The organism is Shewanella sp. NKUCC01_JLK (assembly GCF_019345615.1).
Classification (GTDB): domain Bacteria; phylum Pseudomonadota; class Gammaproteobacteria; order Enterobacterales; family Shewanellaceae; genus Shewanella; species Shewanella oncorhynchi.
The window spans coordinates 71051-86341 of record NZ_JAHKRD010000003.1; the positions used below are offsets into that span (position 1 = coordinate 71051).

The window sequence follows — 15291 nt, forward strand, 5'->3', positions numbered from 1 at the left end:
AGCTTGGCTAATAACCCCCTTTGTTCTGCATTAAAGTGTTGAAGTCAAACCAAAGTTGCTGCTAGGCATTTTTGCTAGTGGCATAAGTGATATATGGGGGTAAGGTTATTGCAACCCATTGTTAAAATTTAATTAATCTGAGCTTCAGTCTAAATGGATAGGGGGTAGTCGATGAATAAACACGTTGTTTTATGGGGAGTGTTTTTTAGTCTGTCGTTAACTGCTTGTTCATCTTTTGACTTTAAGTTTGAGGATCATTCTGAGAAACAAGTCGATCCTCATCAACCTGCAAGCGATCCTATGGTGCAAGATAATGAACGTCGTATTCGAGATGCGAGAAAAGACGGTCAGTTAGAATCCGATTTTCTAAAACCTAGGTATCCAGTTAAGTTTAAATAAGAAAATGTGTTAGGAACTCACTGCAACCTCAATACTTAACTATCAATAGCAAGTATTAAGGTTGCTAGGGGAGAGGCGAAGAACTAACCCGCTTGACGACTGTTATCTATCGATTTTTTGTCATAATATTCAAACGGAAACAGATTACGAATCCTTTGCTTCACATTGTCACTCACGTTGGCAGAAATGTGTAAGCGTACATCTCCTGATTTTTCAGCCCTAACAGTACAAGTCAGTTTTTCGGTTTTAGCGATTTGGCGGCATTCCCGTTCGAATCGTTCGGGGATCTTGCCCTTATGCTGAGTCATACGGCCATCTTTAAAATGCATTTCAAAAATAGTCAGACCTTTCTTGCCACCAAATATCAGTTTGTAAACGAGAAATATACCAATAGCGACAAAAATGAGTTTGAAAATATCGGCTGTCATAACGCCTCCTATCTTATGTTTATAGAACCAAGATACTCCCGAGTTAGTTGTTTTAACAGTGCGCTAACGCGCAATTTTGAATTGGCAATAAAATGATTCCAGCCTAGACTTAACTGGCTAAGGAAAAGTAACCCCTCAGTTAAGGAAAACGCCATGTACTTATCAAATGCAGATCGTTGGTCATTATTGTGTAAGAAGCAAATCGATGTTATCGAAAAACTTGCTACACATTTCCCCGAGAGAAAAGCACATCTAAGTGAGCTCACTCAAGGGTGGCGCCATGTTCAACATCAAGTTCAAGCAGGTGATAGGCCTATGCCACTCGAGCTCATCAAATAAGCACGATTGAGTTATTTGGAACTAGATAGTTTGTATAAGAACGCAAAGCCACTCAATAATGAGTGGCTTTTTTATGTGGCGAATATAAAACTATCATTTATAGGGGTAAAGGATTAAGTGATTGTCTGTTGCATGAAGTCAATAAATTATCTTAACGCTCGATTTGAACGTTTATTGTGCCAGTATTGAGGGCGCTATCGTTATTTCTGAGGCAAGTTCGTTGTGTTTTGCTTTGAAACACTTCAAATTTCAGATACAAAAAAGCCACTCATTGAGTGGCTTCATTGTTTATATGGTGCCGGCACCAAGAGTCGAACTCGGGTCCTGCTGGAATTATCGAGAGTAAGTCAGTTGCGCTTTGTACTGAACACTTCAAATTTCAGATACAAAAAAGCCACTCATTGAGTGGCTTCATTGTTTATATGGTGCCGGCACCAAGAGTCGAACTCGGGACCTACTGGCGTTATCGAGAGTAAGTCAGTTGCGATTCACTATTGATGACGGGTGTTTTTATTCAAACGACAGATACAAAAAAGCCACTCAGTGAGTGGCTTCGTCGTTATATGGTGCCGGCACCAAGAGTCGAACTCGGGACCTACTGATTACAAGTCAGTTGCTCTACCAACTGAGCTATGCCGGCGTAAAGCACAGTAATAAACCCAATCGAATTCATTACCTTAAAAGTGGTGCCCGAACCCGGAATCGAACCAGGGACACGAGGATTTTCAATCCTCTGCTCTACCGACTGAGCTATTCGGGCAACTAAACTAAGCGTTAGTTAACTACTTTGAACTAAGTCGTGAAGACCTTGTTCGTTCGAAGTGCGCGTATAATATAGTGCTCGCTTTAGCTGTGCAAGCCCTTTTTAAGTGACTGATTAACTATTAAACAAAATGCGCTTATTTATTTGATTCTTTCGTTTTACCCTTATTTTACCGCTGAAATTTTCAGCACTTTAACGCCTATGGGTGTTCATTTGGGCTGTTTATCCTAACTTCCTCATTCATTTATCTTCTATTTTGGAGGAAAAATTAAGGTTTAAGCTCATCTGTTGCAAGCAAGGGGCTGTGGGCGCAGTGGGTATTGTCGAGCTTTGATTGATGGAAGCGGAGCAACTAAGAGTAAGCGAGTGGCTTCATTGTTTTATATAGTGCCGGCGGCACCAAGAGTCGAACTCGGGACTTATTGGTATTGTCAAGAGTAAGTCAGTTGCGATTGACCACAGACTTTGTTGGTTATTATTCAAATTTCAGATACAAAAAAACCACTCATTGAGTGGCTTCATTGTTTTATATGGTGCCGGCACCAAGAGTCGAACTCGGGACCTACTGATTACAAGTCAGTTGCTCTACCAACTGAGCTATGCCGGCTTAAATTTTTACTGCAATTTTTACTACAGAATAATGGTGCCCGAACCCGGAATCGAACCAGGGACACGAGGATTTTCAATCCTCTGCTCTACCGACTGAGCTATTCGGGCAACTAAACTAAGCGTTAGTTAACTACTTTGAACTCGTTGGCTAAGCCGTATCGTTCGAAGTGCGGCTATATTAGCTAGGGTGTTTGACCTCTGCAAGTGCTTTTTCCGGATAAATCACTCGTTCGGCTGTTTAATGCACATCTTGGGTGTTTTTTATCTCTTATTTTGCGAATTCAGCTCAATTTCATTCGTTGGCTGTATTTTTCAAGTCAGAGGGATACTGATGTTTACTATAGCTTTGTGCTCACAGATCATGATTTTTGGCTTACTTTCTAAAATTTAGAAAGATATAAGCGATTTTTACTGATTTTAGTTTTTAAATTTAGATTTATGATAATGAATATTATTTCATGGATGGCATGAAGAAAACGCGAGTACGGAGTCGCAGTATGTTTCGAAATAGTCAGTTTGCTTATGGAATTACCGCCATTGTGACCCATTGGTTGAGTGCGTTCGTCGTGATTGGGTTATTTGCAGTCGGTGTGTGGATGGTGGAGTTAACCTACTACAGTACTTGGTACAAGACTGCGCCGCATCTACATAAAAGTATTGGGATTCTGTTATTGGCTGCGACAATATTTCGTTTGGTATGGCGCTTAGTTAATCCCAAGCCAGTACCTGAGGCGAGTCATAAACCGTGGGAAAAGACGGCCGCACATTTGGCGCATTTTATTATTTATATCTTGCTCTTTGTCATCATGACTGCTGGCATTTTGATCTCAACCGCAGATGGCCGTGGTATCTGGGTGTTTGATTGGTTTGAACTACCAGGATTGGGACTTTTGTTTGAAAACCAAGCTGATATCGCGGGTGATATTCACCAATATGCGGCTTACAGCTTGATCGCGCTGGTCGTTATTCACGCCGTGGGCGCATTAAAACATCACTTTATCGATAAAGACGCCACCCTACTTAGAATGATTAAATTTAAACGAGGATAATACAATGAAAAAGCAACTGTTAAGCGCACTGATCGGTGTATCTCTATTGGCTCCTGTGGCGGCTTCAGCTGCTGACTATGTGATTGATCATGAAGGCGCTCACGCTTCTATTACATTTAAAGTGAATCACTTAGGTTATAGCTATGTGGTGGGGCGTTTTAATGATTTTAGCGGCGATTTTAGCTACGATGCGGCTAAACCTACTGCGATGAAAGTGAATGTCACTGTGAATACATTAAGTGTCGATTCAAACCATGCTGAGCGTGACAAACATATTCGCGGTGAAGATTTCCTTAATACTGGCAAATTCGCTAAAGCGATCTTTGCATCTACTTCGGTGGAAGATAAAGGAAATGGCGATTTAGTGATTAACGGTAACTTAACTTTAAATGGTGTGACTAAACCATTAGCGATCAAGGCCCATGCTGTGGGTGAAGGTCAGGATCCTTGGGGTGGCTACCGTGCCGGTTTTACGGGCACAACCACCTTTGCGATGAAAGATTTCGGTATCAAGATGGATTTAGGTCCAGCATCTAGCCATGTTGAATTAGATCTAGTGGTTGAAGGCGTGCGTAAGTAACTCTTTATTCTGCCATTTAGATAAACAAAAAGCGCCGAAAGGCGCTTTTTGTAAGCTTTATACTTAGAGCCGACTAACGACCAGAATTAATCTTGGTCTTTTTCTGGTACAAAACCTTCAATTTCTACTTCTTTACCTTCAAATAGGAAAGAGGTCATTTGTTCTTCAAGAAATTTACGATCATCAACATTCATCATGTTGAGTTTTTTCTCGTTGATCAGCATGGTTTGCTTTTTTTGCCATAGGCCCCAAGCTTCTTTGCTGATGTTATCAAAAATGCGCTTACCTAAATCACCTGGATACAGTTGAAAGTCTAGGCCGTCGGCTTCTTTATTTAAATATACGCAATTGACTGTACGCGCCATGATTATTCCTTACTGACTGCGGATTGAACGAGTGATCCCAAATTGGCTAGCACGCGCTCGGTGGCGGCGGCGAGTCCCACTTTGGAAGGATGACTTATGTTATACCAGAGTGACTGGTTTTGTTCCATGACAGCACCCACGCTCTGTTTATTGCCGAGGGTTTTATCGCCGTGAGTTTTATCTAAGTTAAGCATCATGGGCTGAATATCTAAATGAAAGTGGCTAAATGTGTGCCTAAAGCCAGTTAACCATTCGAGTTGCTGCGCATCAAACCCTTGCTCTTCAAGATGAGTTTCAAGGGCGGCTTGGGTAGCGAATTCAGGGAAACACCAGAGCCCGCCCCAAATTCCCGCTGGCGGACGTTTAGCTAGAAAGACTTGGTTGTCTTGCATCATCACTAACATCCACGCCGCTTTGGTTGGTATGGTTTTTTTAGGCTTTTTGCCAGGGAAATCGGTTTGTCTGCCAATCAGTTGAGCTTTGCAATCAATCGCTACAGGGCAAGCGGCACAGTTAGGTTTGCTACGAGTGCAAATACTGGCGCCGATATCCATCATGGCTTGATTATATTTCTGAATATCTTGCTGCGGTGTGAAGGCATCCGTCAGTTGCCAAAGTTGCTCTTCAACCGTCTTTTGCCCTGGCCAACCTGCGATTGCCCCATGTCTTGCTAATACACGTTTTACGTTGCCATCGAGAATGGGGTGATGTTGCCCAAGTGACAATGACAATACTGCGCCTGCCGTCGAGCGGCCGATGCCGGGTAGGGCGAGCACTTGTTCAAAATGTGTTGGAAATAATCCCTGATAATCATCGCGGATTATTTTGGCTGCTTTATGCAGATTACGCGCCCTAGCGTAATAGCCAAGACCGGTCCAATGATGTAATACCTCATCGTCTGGCGCGTTAGCAAGTGCTAACACATCGGGAAAACGCGCCATAAATTTAAGATAATAGGGAATAACAGTCGCAACCTGAGTTTGTTGCAGCATAATTTCAGAAACCCATACGCGATATGGGGTTTTATCTTGCTGCCAAGGGAGGGTTTTACGACCGTGATTGTCGTACCAAGAGACGATACGTGTAGCGAAGGAGGCTGTAGATTTCATCGGCGCAGTGTAGCGGCAGTTATCTTCTTAGACAAGCGTCAAAGATAAGTTGGCAAGGGATCTAAAGCTAAAAATCGCTGCTAAATTCGCACTCTTAAATAATCTTGGTATACTTTCGGCCCATTAGTGCTTGCACTGTATGTTGAACTTTGGATAATGCCCTTCTTTTATGATGGTGTTGTCCACTAGACGAGGCAAAAATGAGCGAAGTCACTACCGCTGAATTTAATGAAGAAGGCAAGTATCTGCGCAAGATCAGAAGCTTTGTCCTGAGAGAAGGTCGCCTAACCAAAGGCCAAGCACACGCTATTGAAAGCCAGTGGCCAACAATGGGTTTAGATTACAGCCCAGTGCCATTGGTACTAAGCGACGTTTTTGGTCGTGAAGCTGATACTGTGCTGGAAATTGGCTTTGGCATGGGCGCCTCTTTAGTACAAATGGCTAAAGATGCACCAGAGCAAAATTTCATTGGTATTGAAGTACATAAACCGGGTGTAGGCTCTTGCCTTAGTGATGCCGCCATTGCTGGTGTGACTAATTTACGTGTGTATCATCACGATGCCATGGAAGTATTAGAACATGCGATTGCTGACGGTTCATTAGCCCGAGTGCAATTGTTCTTCCCAGATCCTTGGCATAAAAAACGTCACCATAAACGCCGCATCGTACAAGCTGAATTTGCCGAACTTATTCGTCGCAAGCTAAAAATTGGCGGTGTTTTCCATATGGCAACTGACTGGGAAGAGTACAGCGAGCATATGTTAGAGGTGATGCAAGCCGCACCGGGTTATCAAAACCAGTCGGCCGACGGCAGTGTGGTGCCGCGTCCTGATCATCGTCCATTGACAAAGTTTGAAGCCCGCGGCCATAGACTGGGTCACGGTGTATGGGATCTGATGTTTGAGCGTATCGCTTAATCACGAACTCAATTTTAGCTAATTTTAAACACAAAAGGGAAAATCACTATGGCAACTAATCGTAGCCGTCGTTTACGTAAGAAAATGCGCGTTGATGAATTCCAAGAGTTAGGTTTCGATATGGCTTGGACTTTTGATGCATCAGTATCTGAAGCCGATATCGATGCAACTGTAGATAAATTCATCGATGAAGTGATCGAAACCCGTAAATTAGGTTTCCATGGCGGCGGCCACATCGAATGGGAAGGCATTATCGCCACCCAAACGATTGGTAAATGTACCGAAGAAGATATTGCTGCAGTTAAGGCATTCTGGGCGACCCAAAAAGTATCTCAGGTTGAAGTTAGCGAACTGTACGACATTTGGTGGGGTTAATGCCCGAGTTGGCATTACTTGAGGAAGTGGTCGAGAAAGTTCGACCCTTGCTCGGCCAAGGAAAGGTTGCAAATTATATCCCCGCACTGGCCAGCGTTGATGCTGGCAAATTAGGCATTGCCGTCACGACTGTTGACGGTGAAACTTTAGGTGCGGGCGATTACCTTGAGCCGTTTTCGATTCAAAGTATCTCCAAAGTTTTCAGCTTAACCTTAGCGTTAACTTTATATGAAGAAGCCGAAATCTGGAGCCGTGTTGGCAAAGAACCTTCGGGCCATTCATTCAACTCTTTAGTACAAGTCGAGTTAGAACGTGGCAAGCCGCGTAATCCCTTTATCAATGCTGGCGCGTTAGTGATTGCTGACTTATTGCAGAGTCGTTTAGGTGCTCCTAAACACAGAATGCTTGAGTTAGTCAGGCAACTAAGCCAAAACGATAAAGTGTGTTTCGATAAACAAGTAGCAGATTCAGAATATCAGCATAGTGCGCGCAATGCGGCTATCGCTTATTTGATGAAGTCCTTTGGTAATTTTCAAGGCGATGTTGATACTGTGCTGCGCACCTATTTTCATTATTGCGCCTTGAAGATGAATTGTGCTGACTTGTCTAAGGCCATGTTGTATTTGGCTAATCGCGGCAAAAGTATCACAGGGTCTGAGCTTATCTCTCGAGTGCAAACTCGACAACTTAACGCTCTGTTGGCAACCTCGGGCTTATACGATGGTGCGGGTGAGTTTGCTTATCGTGTTGGTATGCCAGGTAAAAGTGGCGTCGGCGGCGGTATTATTGCCGTGATCCCTGGAGAACTGTCGATTTGTGTATGGTCGCCAGAACTCGATAATAATGGCAACTCACTTGCGGGCACTGCGATGCTTGAGCATCTAAGTCAGCGTCTCGGCCGTTCTATTTTCTAGCTTTACCTCACGTTTTTATTAGCACTATCAGACTAAATGTTAGCGAATTTCGCTAATGACCTTTTAGTGCTAACTTTCAAAATTCAACATAATCATATTGTTATAAAATTGGCACGTCTCATGCTATAAGCTATTCAGTAGTTTAGGTTTATCGAATTATTCAGATTAAAGGACGAACAAAAATGAAATTAAATAAGTTATTAACTGGATTTGCATTATCTGGCGTGATTTTAGGAACATCTAGCGTACAGCTGGCGCAAGCACAAACAGAGCCAAAAATAGATGAACGCTGTGAAGTCGCCTTAAATTATGACGTTATGGTTGAGCCTAAAAAATTAGTCATGAGCGAGAAGGGCACAGAAAAGTATCGTATCGAAGTTGACAAGTTATTTGTGGAAGGTAAGCAAGTTAACTTAACCGACAAGCAGAAAAAATTGGTTACTCAATATGCCGATGAAGTTTCGACTCAAGTGCCAGAAGTGATTGAACTGGTGAATGAGGCAGTATCTCTTGCTTCCAAAGCGGTTGGTATGGCCTTAACACCTTTAATGGGTGATGCCGCTGGTGCAAAATTTGATGAAATGATGGCTGGCGTTCAAAAACGGGTTGATTCAGTGGCTTACAAGAATGGTGATAGCTTCTATTTAGGGGCTACTGAAGACTCGATGCAAAGTACATTTAACGATGAATTCGAGCAGGAAATGGAACAAATTGTCCAGAATTCAATTGGCGCAATTATGATGAACTTAGGTGGCCAAATCATGTCTGGTGGCGGTGAAAATTTTGAAGCCAAGATGGATACCTTCTCCAAAAAAATGGACAATTTAGGCCAAGATATTGAGCAACAAGTGGAGAGCCAATCTAAGGGATTAGAAGCTAAGGCTGACCGTTTGTGCGACCGATTTGAAAATTTGTTAGTGCTTGAAAATCAATTGCGCCAAGAAGTGCCAGAACTAGCGCCTTATGTGTTGACACAAAACTCAACCAAGGAACTGCGTGAATAGTTCTTGCAAATAGTTCTTGTAAATATCTCTTACGAATCGCCCTTATTTTTAACTGCAATAACTTCTATCTCCTTGTGCATGAGTCAAACTTGAATGCTACGCCCCTAGTCAATTAATCGACTAGGGGCTTTTTTATTGGCTACTGTTTAATCGTGGCGACAACCTTTATGGCTAAGTTGATGTGGCTTATAGGCTAGGCTTGCAGCGATTTAGTTCGGAATGTTACAGTCTAGAGACGAATATTTGGTATACTCTTAAAATATAATTAAAAGCTGGCATATCAGTCAGATATAACCCCCTACTTTAGTGGACTTTTTCGGTCTAAATCTCTGCGTTATATCATTTTGATGCGAGATATCAATGCTATGGTTATTTTTAAGCGATGATTACGCTAACCATAGCTGCTCACCGAAAGTTAATATCATTGTCGTAAACAGCTTAAGGCGACTTCCATGTTAGAACTGTTAGAACCTATTGCGATTTTTACTCATGTGGCCAGAGCAGGTAGTTTTAGTGCCGCCGCAAGAAGGCTTGGGATCTCTAAGTCTAAGGTCAGTACACAAGTCGCCGATCTTGAACATAGACTTGGTGTTCAATTAATCCAACGTACCACCCGTAGCTTAAGTCTGACTGAAGCAGGGCATTTGCTGTATCTGCAAGGTGAAGAACTGCTGCGTGACGCTGAACAAGCGATAGCCAGCGTACATAACTTAAATGATGCGACCCGCGGTGTGCTCAAGGTGGGGATTTCCCAATCCTTTGGGGTGATGCATATCATTCCTGCGCTGCCATCCTTTATGGCAAAACATCCTGAGCTTGAGCTACAAGTGAGTTTACTGGACCATAAAGTAGATGTAGTGAGTGAAGGCTTAGATTTACTGTTAACTATGTCGGAGCAATTACCGCTTGGCATGGTTGCTAGACCTCTGATGAAGTGCCAATTCCTGTTAGTTGCTTCTCCTGGCTATATTGCTCAACATGGCGAGCCAACTCGACCTGAGCAGTTAGTTGACCACAACTGTTTGGTCTATCAAGGCGAGTGGCACGAGCACAGCATGTGGCAATTTAAGAAGGGTGATGACTACTGTGAAATTGGCGTATCGGGTAATTTCAGGGTGGATAACGCACCAGCATTAAAATCTGCTGCAATCAGTGGTCTTGGGGTTGTGTATCTTGCGAGTTATCTGATGGAAGATGAGATTGCCAAGGGGACATTAGTGCCTTTACTGAAGGATTGGCAATTGACCCACCATCTGCCATTGCAGGCGGTTTATCCCCGTCGTAAGCACTTAGCACCTAAGGTCAGTTCTTTTATCGAATTCATCAAAGATCACATAGGAACGCCACCGTATTGGGATGCTCCCTATGTCGAATTATTCAGTAAACGTCAGTAAAATAGGAAACATTGTTCTCAAAAGCAGTCTTATGTGGTTTTAAATTGAGCGCGCACTTTTATGGTTATTTAAAATCAATACTTTAGATTGAGTTGATGAGTACATTTGTTGATGGTTTTTTAGGGTGTTCTAAAGCACTTTTTTATAACATCCTTGAACTCTGTTCTTAATTGAATACAATGGTAGCAGTTGATTCGGAATGATCTGAGTCCTATACGTTTATTGGAAATGACCCCTTTCAATTTTTGTATACAGGTCGGCATTAATGCAGTTTTGGATCACAGCCAACAGAAGTTTGAGAACTAAAACAATGTTGGCTCTTTAAACCATCATCCTAGTTTTTGGTTTACCTCAGCCTTATCGCTGAGGTAATTTTTTTATTGATGGTTTGTAGCCTTGAGCACAAGTTTTGTCTCCCTGTACCCTAAAGTCGCAACTGTGTGTTAAATGATGTGAAGGCGAGTGCTAAAGCATATATTAATGCAACAAATATAGTGACCCACAGTGAGAAGGGTTCTGTTATCTAACGGGATAATGGTACCAATAAAAAAGCCACTTTCGAGTGGCTTTTTTATTGGCTGCAGCTTAAGACTTTCACCTATGTCGCTTTAGTCGTGAAGCAAGTTAACAGTGCTTCACGGCTCAGCATTAGGGCATTAAAACATTAGGCCTGCTTCTTACTGGCTATCCAGAGATCGACTTGTTGTTCTAACACATCCAGTGGTAATGCGCCGTTAGCAAGTACTAGCGTATGGAAGTCGCGGATATCAAATTGACTGCCAAGCTGTTGCTCTGCTTTATGTCTTAGCTCTAGTAGTTTAATCATACCTACTTTATAAGCTGTCGCTTGCGATGGCATAACGATATGGCGTTCAACCATTTTCACCGCATCTGATTTAGCATTTGGCGTATTGTCCACGTAATAGGCAATGCTTTGCTCGCGGGTCCACTTTTTAGCGTGGATACCAGTATCAACGACTAAGCGACAGGCACGCCACAACTCCATTGCTAGGCGACCAAAGTCAGAGTAAGGATCGGCGTAGAGTCCCATTTCTTTTGGGAAAGATTCGCTATATAAACCCCAGCCCTCAATATACGCGGTATAGCCCCCAAACTTACGGAACTTAGGAATATTTTGCAGTTCTTGGGAAATGGCTATCTGCATATGGTGACCCGGAATACCTTCGTGGTAGGCCAGCGCCTCCATTTGGTATTTTGGCATGGCTTTCATGTCATATAGGTTTGCATAGTAGCTACCTGGACGCGAACCATCCGGTGCCGGTTGTTCATAGAAGGCTTTACCCGCGGATTTTTCCCTAAAGGCTTCAACCTGCTTCACTACCATGGCGGCCTTAGGTTTTACTTTGAACACTTCATCCAAGCGCGACTTCATATTGTCGATGAACTTAGTCGCCTCAGCTAAATAGGCGGCTTTGCCTTCGGCGGTATTGGGGTAGTAGAACTGGGGATCATCACGCATAAAGCTAAAGAATTGCTGCAAATCGCCTTTAAAATTGACCTTCTTCATGATGGCACGCATGTCATTGTGAATACGTTCCACCTCAGAAAGACCTAAGTCATGGATTTGATCGGCGCTCATGTTTGTCGTGGTCGTTCGTGCCAAGGCATTATTGTAATAGGCGGGGCCGTTAGGGAGTTTCCACGCACCATCGCGGTCATCAGCTTTGGCTGCTAAGGTTTTGACGTAACTGATGAGCTTGTTATAGGCGGGTTCAACTTGAGTAACGAGTGCTTGCTCAGCCTGTTTAAGCAGTGCTTGCTTCTCTGTCTCTTGAATCGTTAATGCGTTCACTTTACGGCGAAAATCTGCGAGTAACGCGCTGTCGTCACCCTTATCAAAAGGCGCACCTTTGATGATGTTTTGGCTGTCTGAAATCACATAGGCGAATACAAACTTAGGCGCAATAATACTTTTGTCTGCGCGAACTTCTAATACTGTCTGTAATTGACTTAAGCGTTTGGGAACGCCATTCAAGCGACTGATATAGGCCTTAGCATCGCTGACATCTGTGATTTGATGTTGGTTAATCAAGAAGGAGGCGATCATAGAGTGGCCGCCATACATCTGATTCACAGGGTAATTATGATAGCGCCATTGGTCATCTTCGATATCATTTTGCAGATTTTGTTTGAGTAAGGTAAGGCTAAGGTTTGTTTGTGGATCGAGCTTGGCCGCATCAATCTGATTAACCCGCGCCAGTTGTTTTTTTGTGCGATCTAGGGTTTTATCATCGGCGGTATCACCCAGTTCATCCCATTTATCATAGTCTTGCTTGATCCCCATATAGGTCTGCGAAATGGGACTTGCCATAATATTTTCCATGAAGATGGTTTCGAACAGAGCATTGGCTTTTTCTGACTCGGTTTGTGCTACTGCATTCACAGGTTCGCTTGCACTGTTTAAGGCTGGCGCAGTTGATGCTGCATACGCGGGAATGGTCAGCAGAGCTGAAAGGGTCAGTGCGACTAAGCTGATTTTAGTTTTTATTGGCATGATCAGGCTTCCTAGATTGATTTGCATCAATACTAAAGAAGCGGAACAAGAATGTATGGATATTAGTGTTAGAAAATGTGTTAGCAGTAATAATATTTAACGACACTATTTGTTACTAACACATTATTTATATAGATATTTTAATTGCTAACTCAGCAGAATTGTGTCAGTAAATCATTAACAAACATGTGACCTTTACTGGTTAATTGCCAATGTTCAGCGGATTCTGTCAGTAAACCGCGCTGTTTGGCTTTTTCCATTCCTTCGGTCAATGTGTCTCTGTGTTGTCCTGTGCGCAGTTCAAATTCTTGCTTAGGAATAGGTATCATCAGACGCAGGCGATTCATTAAATATTCGAGCGCGCGGTCTTCCTCTGCAACTTCAATCGATTCGAAGGTGTAGTTGTGGGCACTCAGATATCCCTTGGGATGTTTAATTTTTACCGTGCGTATGATGCGGTTTTCTTCTGGCAGCGTCACTTTGCCGTGGGCGCCACAGCCTATGCCTAGATAATCACCAAACTGCCAGTAGTTGAGATTGTGCCTACATTGGTAACCGGGTTTTGCATAGGCAGATATTTCGTATTGCTCATACCCTAATGCGGCCAACTTTTGTTGACCTTGCTCATAGATATGCCAGAGCGCTTCGTCATCGGGCAGCTGCGGCGGTTTTGAGTGGAATAGGGTGTTGGGCTCAATCGTTAACTGATACCAAGACAGATGGGGCGGATTCAGCGCCGCTGCCGTGTCGATATCAGCCATGGCTTCAGCAAAACTTTGGTTCGGTAATCCATGCATTAAATCGAGGTTGAAACTTAAGTATCCCGCTTGACTGGCTTTTTGGGCGGCGACTTGTGCTTCGTTTTGATCGTGAATACGTCCGAGTAAGTTGAGTTTATCCTTAGAAAAGCTCTGCACACCAATAGATAAACGAGTGACGCCCGCTGCACGATAGGCACTAAAGTCATCGTGCTCTAAAGTACCAGGATTGGCTTCCATAGTGATTTCGATATTGTCACTAAAGGGGATTAGCGCATTGGCACCATCGAGTATGCGTTTGATTTGCAAAGCATCGAATAAGGATGGCGTGCCGCCACCGATAAAGATGGTATGGATCTGCCGCCCTTGGACGAGATGTAAATCTTGGCGTAAGTCTTCCAATAGCGCATCAACATAAGCCTCTTGTGGCAGTTCGCCATTTTGGCCATGGGAATTAAAGTCACAATAGGGACACTTTTGTACGCACCAGGGAATATGGATATACAGACTGAGTGGTGGCAGTTCGAGCTTCATTGCAGTAGTCACGGCAGTTGACGACATTATTGTGCATTCCCGCCAGTTAACACGCCTTGGGCTTGCATGGCGGCGATAAGTTGCACTAGGGCTTTACCACGATGACTTAAGGCATTTTTCTCGTTGCTGCTCAGCTCTGCCGCGCTACATTGATAATTTTCAGGGATAAAAATCGGATCGTAACCATGGCCATTGGCGCCGCGTTGGCTAAAGTCGATTTGGCCTTCCCATGAGGCTTGGCAAATAATCGGGGTCGGGTCTTTCGCATGGCGCATATATACCAGTACGCATTGGAATCTTGCCCCGCGAGGGGCTGGCTGGTCTTTTAACGTCTCAAGTAGTTTCAATACGTTGTCTTGATCTTTGGCATTTTCGCCTGCGTAACGTGCTGAATAAATGCCTGGAGCGCCTTGGAGTAAATCCACTTCTAAACCCGAATCATCGGCAATGGCCGCAAGTCCGGTGATTTCGGCGGCATGCCTTGCTTTGATAATGGCATTCTCTACAAAAGTGGTACCCGTTTCTGCTACTTCGCTGACATTAAACTGGCTCTGCGGCAGTACAGTGACACCGTAGCTTGCGAGCATTTGATCGAATTCAGCGAGTTTGCCTTTATTACCGCTGGCGAGGACGATTTGTTGCATGGAATACCTATCATAAATGGGGCGACGTGCGTTGGCACTATGATACCCAAGCTCAATAGTAAAGGACAGGGAAAGGGGTTGGTGCTACAGGAAAGCAACGCCAACAAAGGTATAAAATAGGTTTATTCAACGTAGAATTTTTGCTTGAACTGTAAGTTCGTGTTCAGTTGATTGCCATATTTAATTGCGATATTGAAGTTGATTTCCTGATCATCGCGGTAGGGTATTTCGGCAATGTAATAAATCGCATCACCTTCGCGGATCTCTTTAAACGTTAGATTGATTCGCGCATCTAACAAATTATTAGCAACTCCAGTAATTTCAACGGGTACTGCGGGCTTATTTGCTTCGCTAATATCTAATACGGCAATATTGATGATGCCAGTGTAGCTACTGCGCTTAATGCCATAGGATTTGGCTATGCTAGGCGTTAAAAATGTACTGCCAAGTGCCATGTAATGAATATCAAAATTGCCGACAGTTTCTTTTTGCTCGGCATTTGCAACACCGCAAAGGCTGGCAGTGAGGGCTAATACAGCGAGAAGATTACGGAACATGATGGGATACCTCATATTAGGGAATGTTGGATTATAGG

The 15291-nt window shown here is 43.5% G+C and carries 16 protein-coding genes and 4 tRNA genes; 9 read left to right on the forward strand and 11 right to left on the reverse strand.

The features are described 5' to 3' along the window. Positions 1-171 precede the first annotated feature (171 nt). Positions 172-399: a hypothetical protein gene (locus KO537_RS04225; RefSeq protein WP_131523646.1), complete on the forward strand. Its 228-nt coding sequence runs from the start codon at positions 172-174 to the stop codon at positions 397-399. A gap of 83 nt (positions 400-482) precedes the next feature. On the opposite strand, the gene KO537_RS04230 is transcribed toward KO537_RS04225, so the two are convergent. After that, positions 483-827 (reverse strand): DUF3634 family protein, encoded by a 345-nt coding sequence (locus KO537_RS04230; RefSeq protein WP_105251862.1) that lies wholly within the window; start codon positions 825-827, stop codon positions 483-485. Positions 828-980: 153 nt separating this feature from the next. On the opposite strand from KO537_RS04230, the gene KO537_RS04235 reads away from it, so the two are divergent. Then, complete coding sequence (locus KO537_RS04235; protein WP_105251863.1) at positions 981-1166, forward strand: hypothetical protein; 186 nt, start codon at positions 981-983, stop codon at positions 1164-1166. A gap of 564 nt (positions 1167-1730) precedes the next feature. On the opposite strand, the gene KO537_RS04240 is transcribed toward KO537_RS04235, so the two are convergent. The 4 genes from KO537_RS04240 to KO537_RS04255 all read right to left on the reverse strand — a co-directional run bounded on the left by KO537_RS04240 (position 1731) and on the right by KO537_RS04255 (position 2646). Beyond that, positions 1731-1806 (reverse strand) — tRNA-Thr (locus KO537_RS04240). A gap of 44 nt (positions 1807-1850) precedes the next feature. After that, a tRNA-Phe gene (locus KO537_RS04245) sits at positions 1851-1926 on the reverse strand. A 534-nt stretch (positions 1927-2460) separates the two neighbouring features. Next, positions 2461-2536 (reverse strand) — tRNA-Thr (locus KO537_RS04250). 34 nt (positions 2537-2570) lie between these two features. Beyond that, a tRNA-Phe gene (locus tag KO537_RS04255) sits at positions 2571-2646 on the reverse strand. A gap of 389 nt (positions 2647-3035) precedes the next feature. Here KO537_RS04255 and KO537_RS04260 point away from each other — a divergent pair. Both KO537_RS04260 and KO537_RS04265 read left to right on the forward strand, forming a co-directional pair. Further along, the gene (locus tag KO537_RS04260; RefSeq protein ID WP_219233931.1) at positions 3036-3587 is read left to right on the forward strand and encodes a cytochrome b; all 552 of its coding nucleotides are present in this window, start codon (positions 3036-3038) and stop codon (positions 3585-3587) included. 4 nt (positions 3588-3591) lie between these two features. Next, positions 3592-4167 (forward strand): YceI family protein, encoded by a 576-nt coding sequence (locus KO537_RS04265; RefSeq protein WP_219233932.1) that lies wholly within the window; start codon positions 3592-3594, stop codon positions 4165-4167. Positions 4168-4253: 86 nt separating this feature from the next. Here the strand turns inward: KO537_RS04265 and KO537_RS04270 are convergent, their stop codons facing one another. Both KO537_RS04270 and mutY read right to left on the reverse strand, forming a co-directional pair. Then, entirely contained in the window at positions 4254-4532 is a 279-nt protein-coding gene (locus tag KO537_RS04270; RefSeq protein ID WP_006082532.1) for an oxidative damage protection protein, read from the reverse strand. Positions 4533-4534: 2 nt separating this feature from the next. Continuing rightward, on the reverse strand, positions 4535-5641 hold the full coding sequence (gene mutY / locus KO537_RS04275; protein ID WP_219233933.1) for an A/G-specific adenine glycosylase: 1107 nt from the start codon (positions 5639-5641) through the stop codon (positions 4535-4537). Positions 5642-5841: 200 nt separating this feature from the next. On the opposite strand from mutY, the gene trmB reads away from it, so the two are divergent. From trmB to KO537_RS04300, 5 genes are all read left to right on the forward strand, one after another. Next, a complete protein-coding gene (trmB, locus tag KO537_RS04280; protein ID WP_105251866.1) occupies positions 5842-6558 on the forward strand; it encodes a tRNA (guanosine(46)-N7)-methyltransferase TrmB in 717 nt (238 codons plus the stop codon). A gap of 48 nt (positions 6559-6606) precedes the next feature. Then, positions 6607-6933, forward strand: coding sequence for a YggL family protein (locus tag KO537_RS04285; RefSeq protein WP_028761293.1), 327 nt, complete (start codon positions 6607-6609; stop codon positions 6931-6933). Then, the gene (glsB, locus tag KO537_RS04290; RefSeq protein WP_219233934.1) at positions 6933-7847 is read left to right on the forward strand and encodes a glutaminase B; all 915 of its coding nucleotides are present in this window, start codon (positions 6933-6935) and stop codon (positions 7845-7847) included. The genes KO537_RS04285 and glsB overlap by 1 nt, the downstream gene beginning before the upstream one ends. A 182-nt stretch (positions 7848-8029) precedes the next feature. Then, a complete protein-coding gene (locus tag KO537_RS04295) occupies positions 8030-8851 on the forward strand; it encodes a YggN family protein (RefSeq protein ID WP_219233935.1) in 822 nt (273 codons plus the stop codon). Between the two features lie 452 nt (positions 8852-9303). Beyond that, a complete protein-coding gene (locus KO537_RS04300; protein ID WP_006082526.1) occupies positions 9304-10245 on the forward strand; it encodes a LysR family transcriptional regulator in 942 nt (313 codons plus the stop codon). Between the two features lie 664 nt (positions 10246-10909). On the opposite strand, the gene KO537_RS04305 is transcribed toward KO537_RS04300, so the two are convergent. The 4 genes from KO537_RS04305 to KO537_RS04320 form a co-directional block, all read right to left on the reverse strand. After that, positions 10910-12760, reverse strand: a complete 1851-nt coding sequence (locus tag KO537_RS04305) for a DUF885 domain-containing protein (protein ID WP_219233936.1) — start codon at positions 12758-12760, stop codon at positions 10910-10912. Between the two features lie 152 nt (positions 12761-12912). Next, complete coding sequence (gene hemW, locus KO537_RS04310) at positions 12913-14079, reverse strand: radical SAM family heme chaperone HemW (protein ID WP_219233937.1); 1167 nt, start codon at positions 14077-14079, stop codon at positions 12913-12915. After that, entirely contained in the window at positions 14079-14696 is a 618-nt protein-coding gene (gene rdgB, locus KO537_RS04315; protein ID WP_131523655.1) for an RdgB/HAM1 family non-canonical purine NTP pyrophosphatase, read from the reverse strand. The genes hemW and rdgB overlap by 1 nt, the downstream gene beginning before the upstream one ends. A gap of 122 nt (positions 14697-14818) precedes the next feature. Next, complete coding sequence (locus KO537_RS04320) at positions 14819-15253, reverse strand: DUF4426 domain-containing protein (RefSeq protein ID WP_219233938.1); 435 nt, start codon at positions 15251-15253, stop codon at positions 14819-14821. Between the last annotated feature and the right edge of the window lie 38 nt (positions 15254-15291).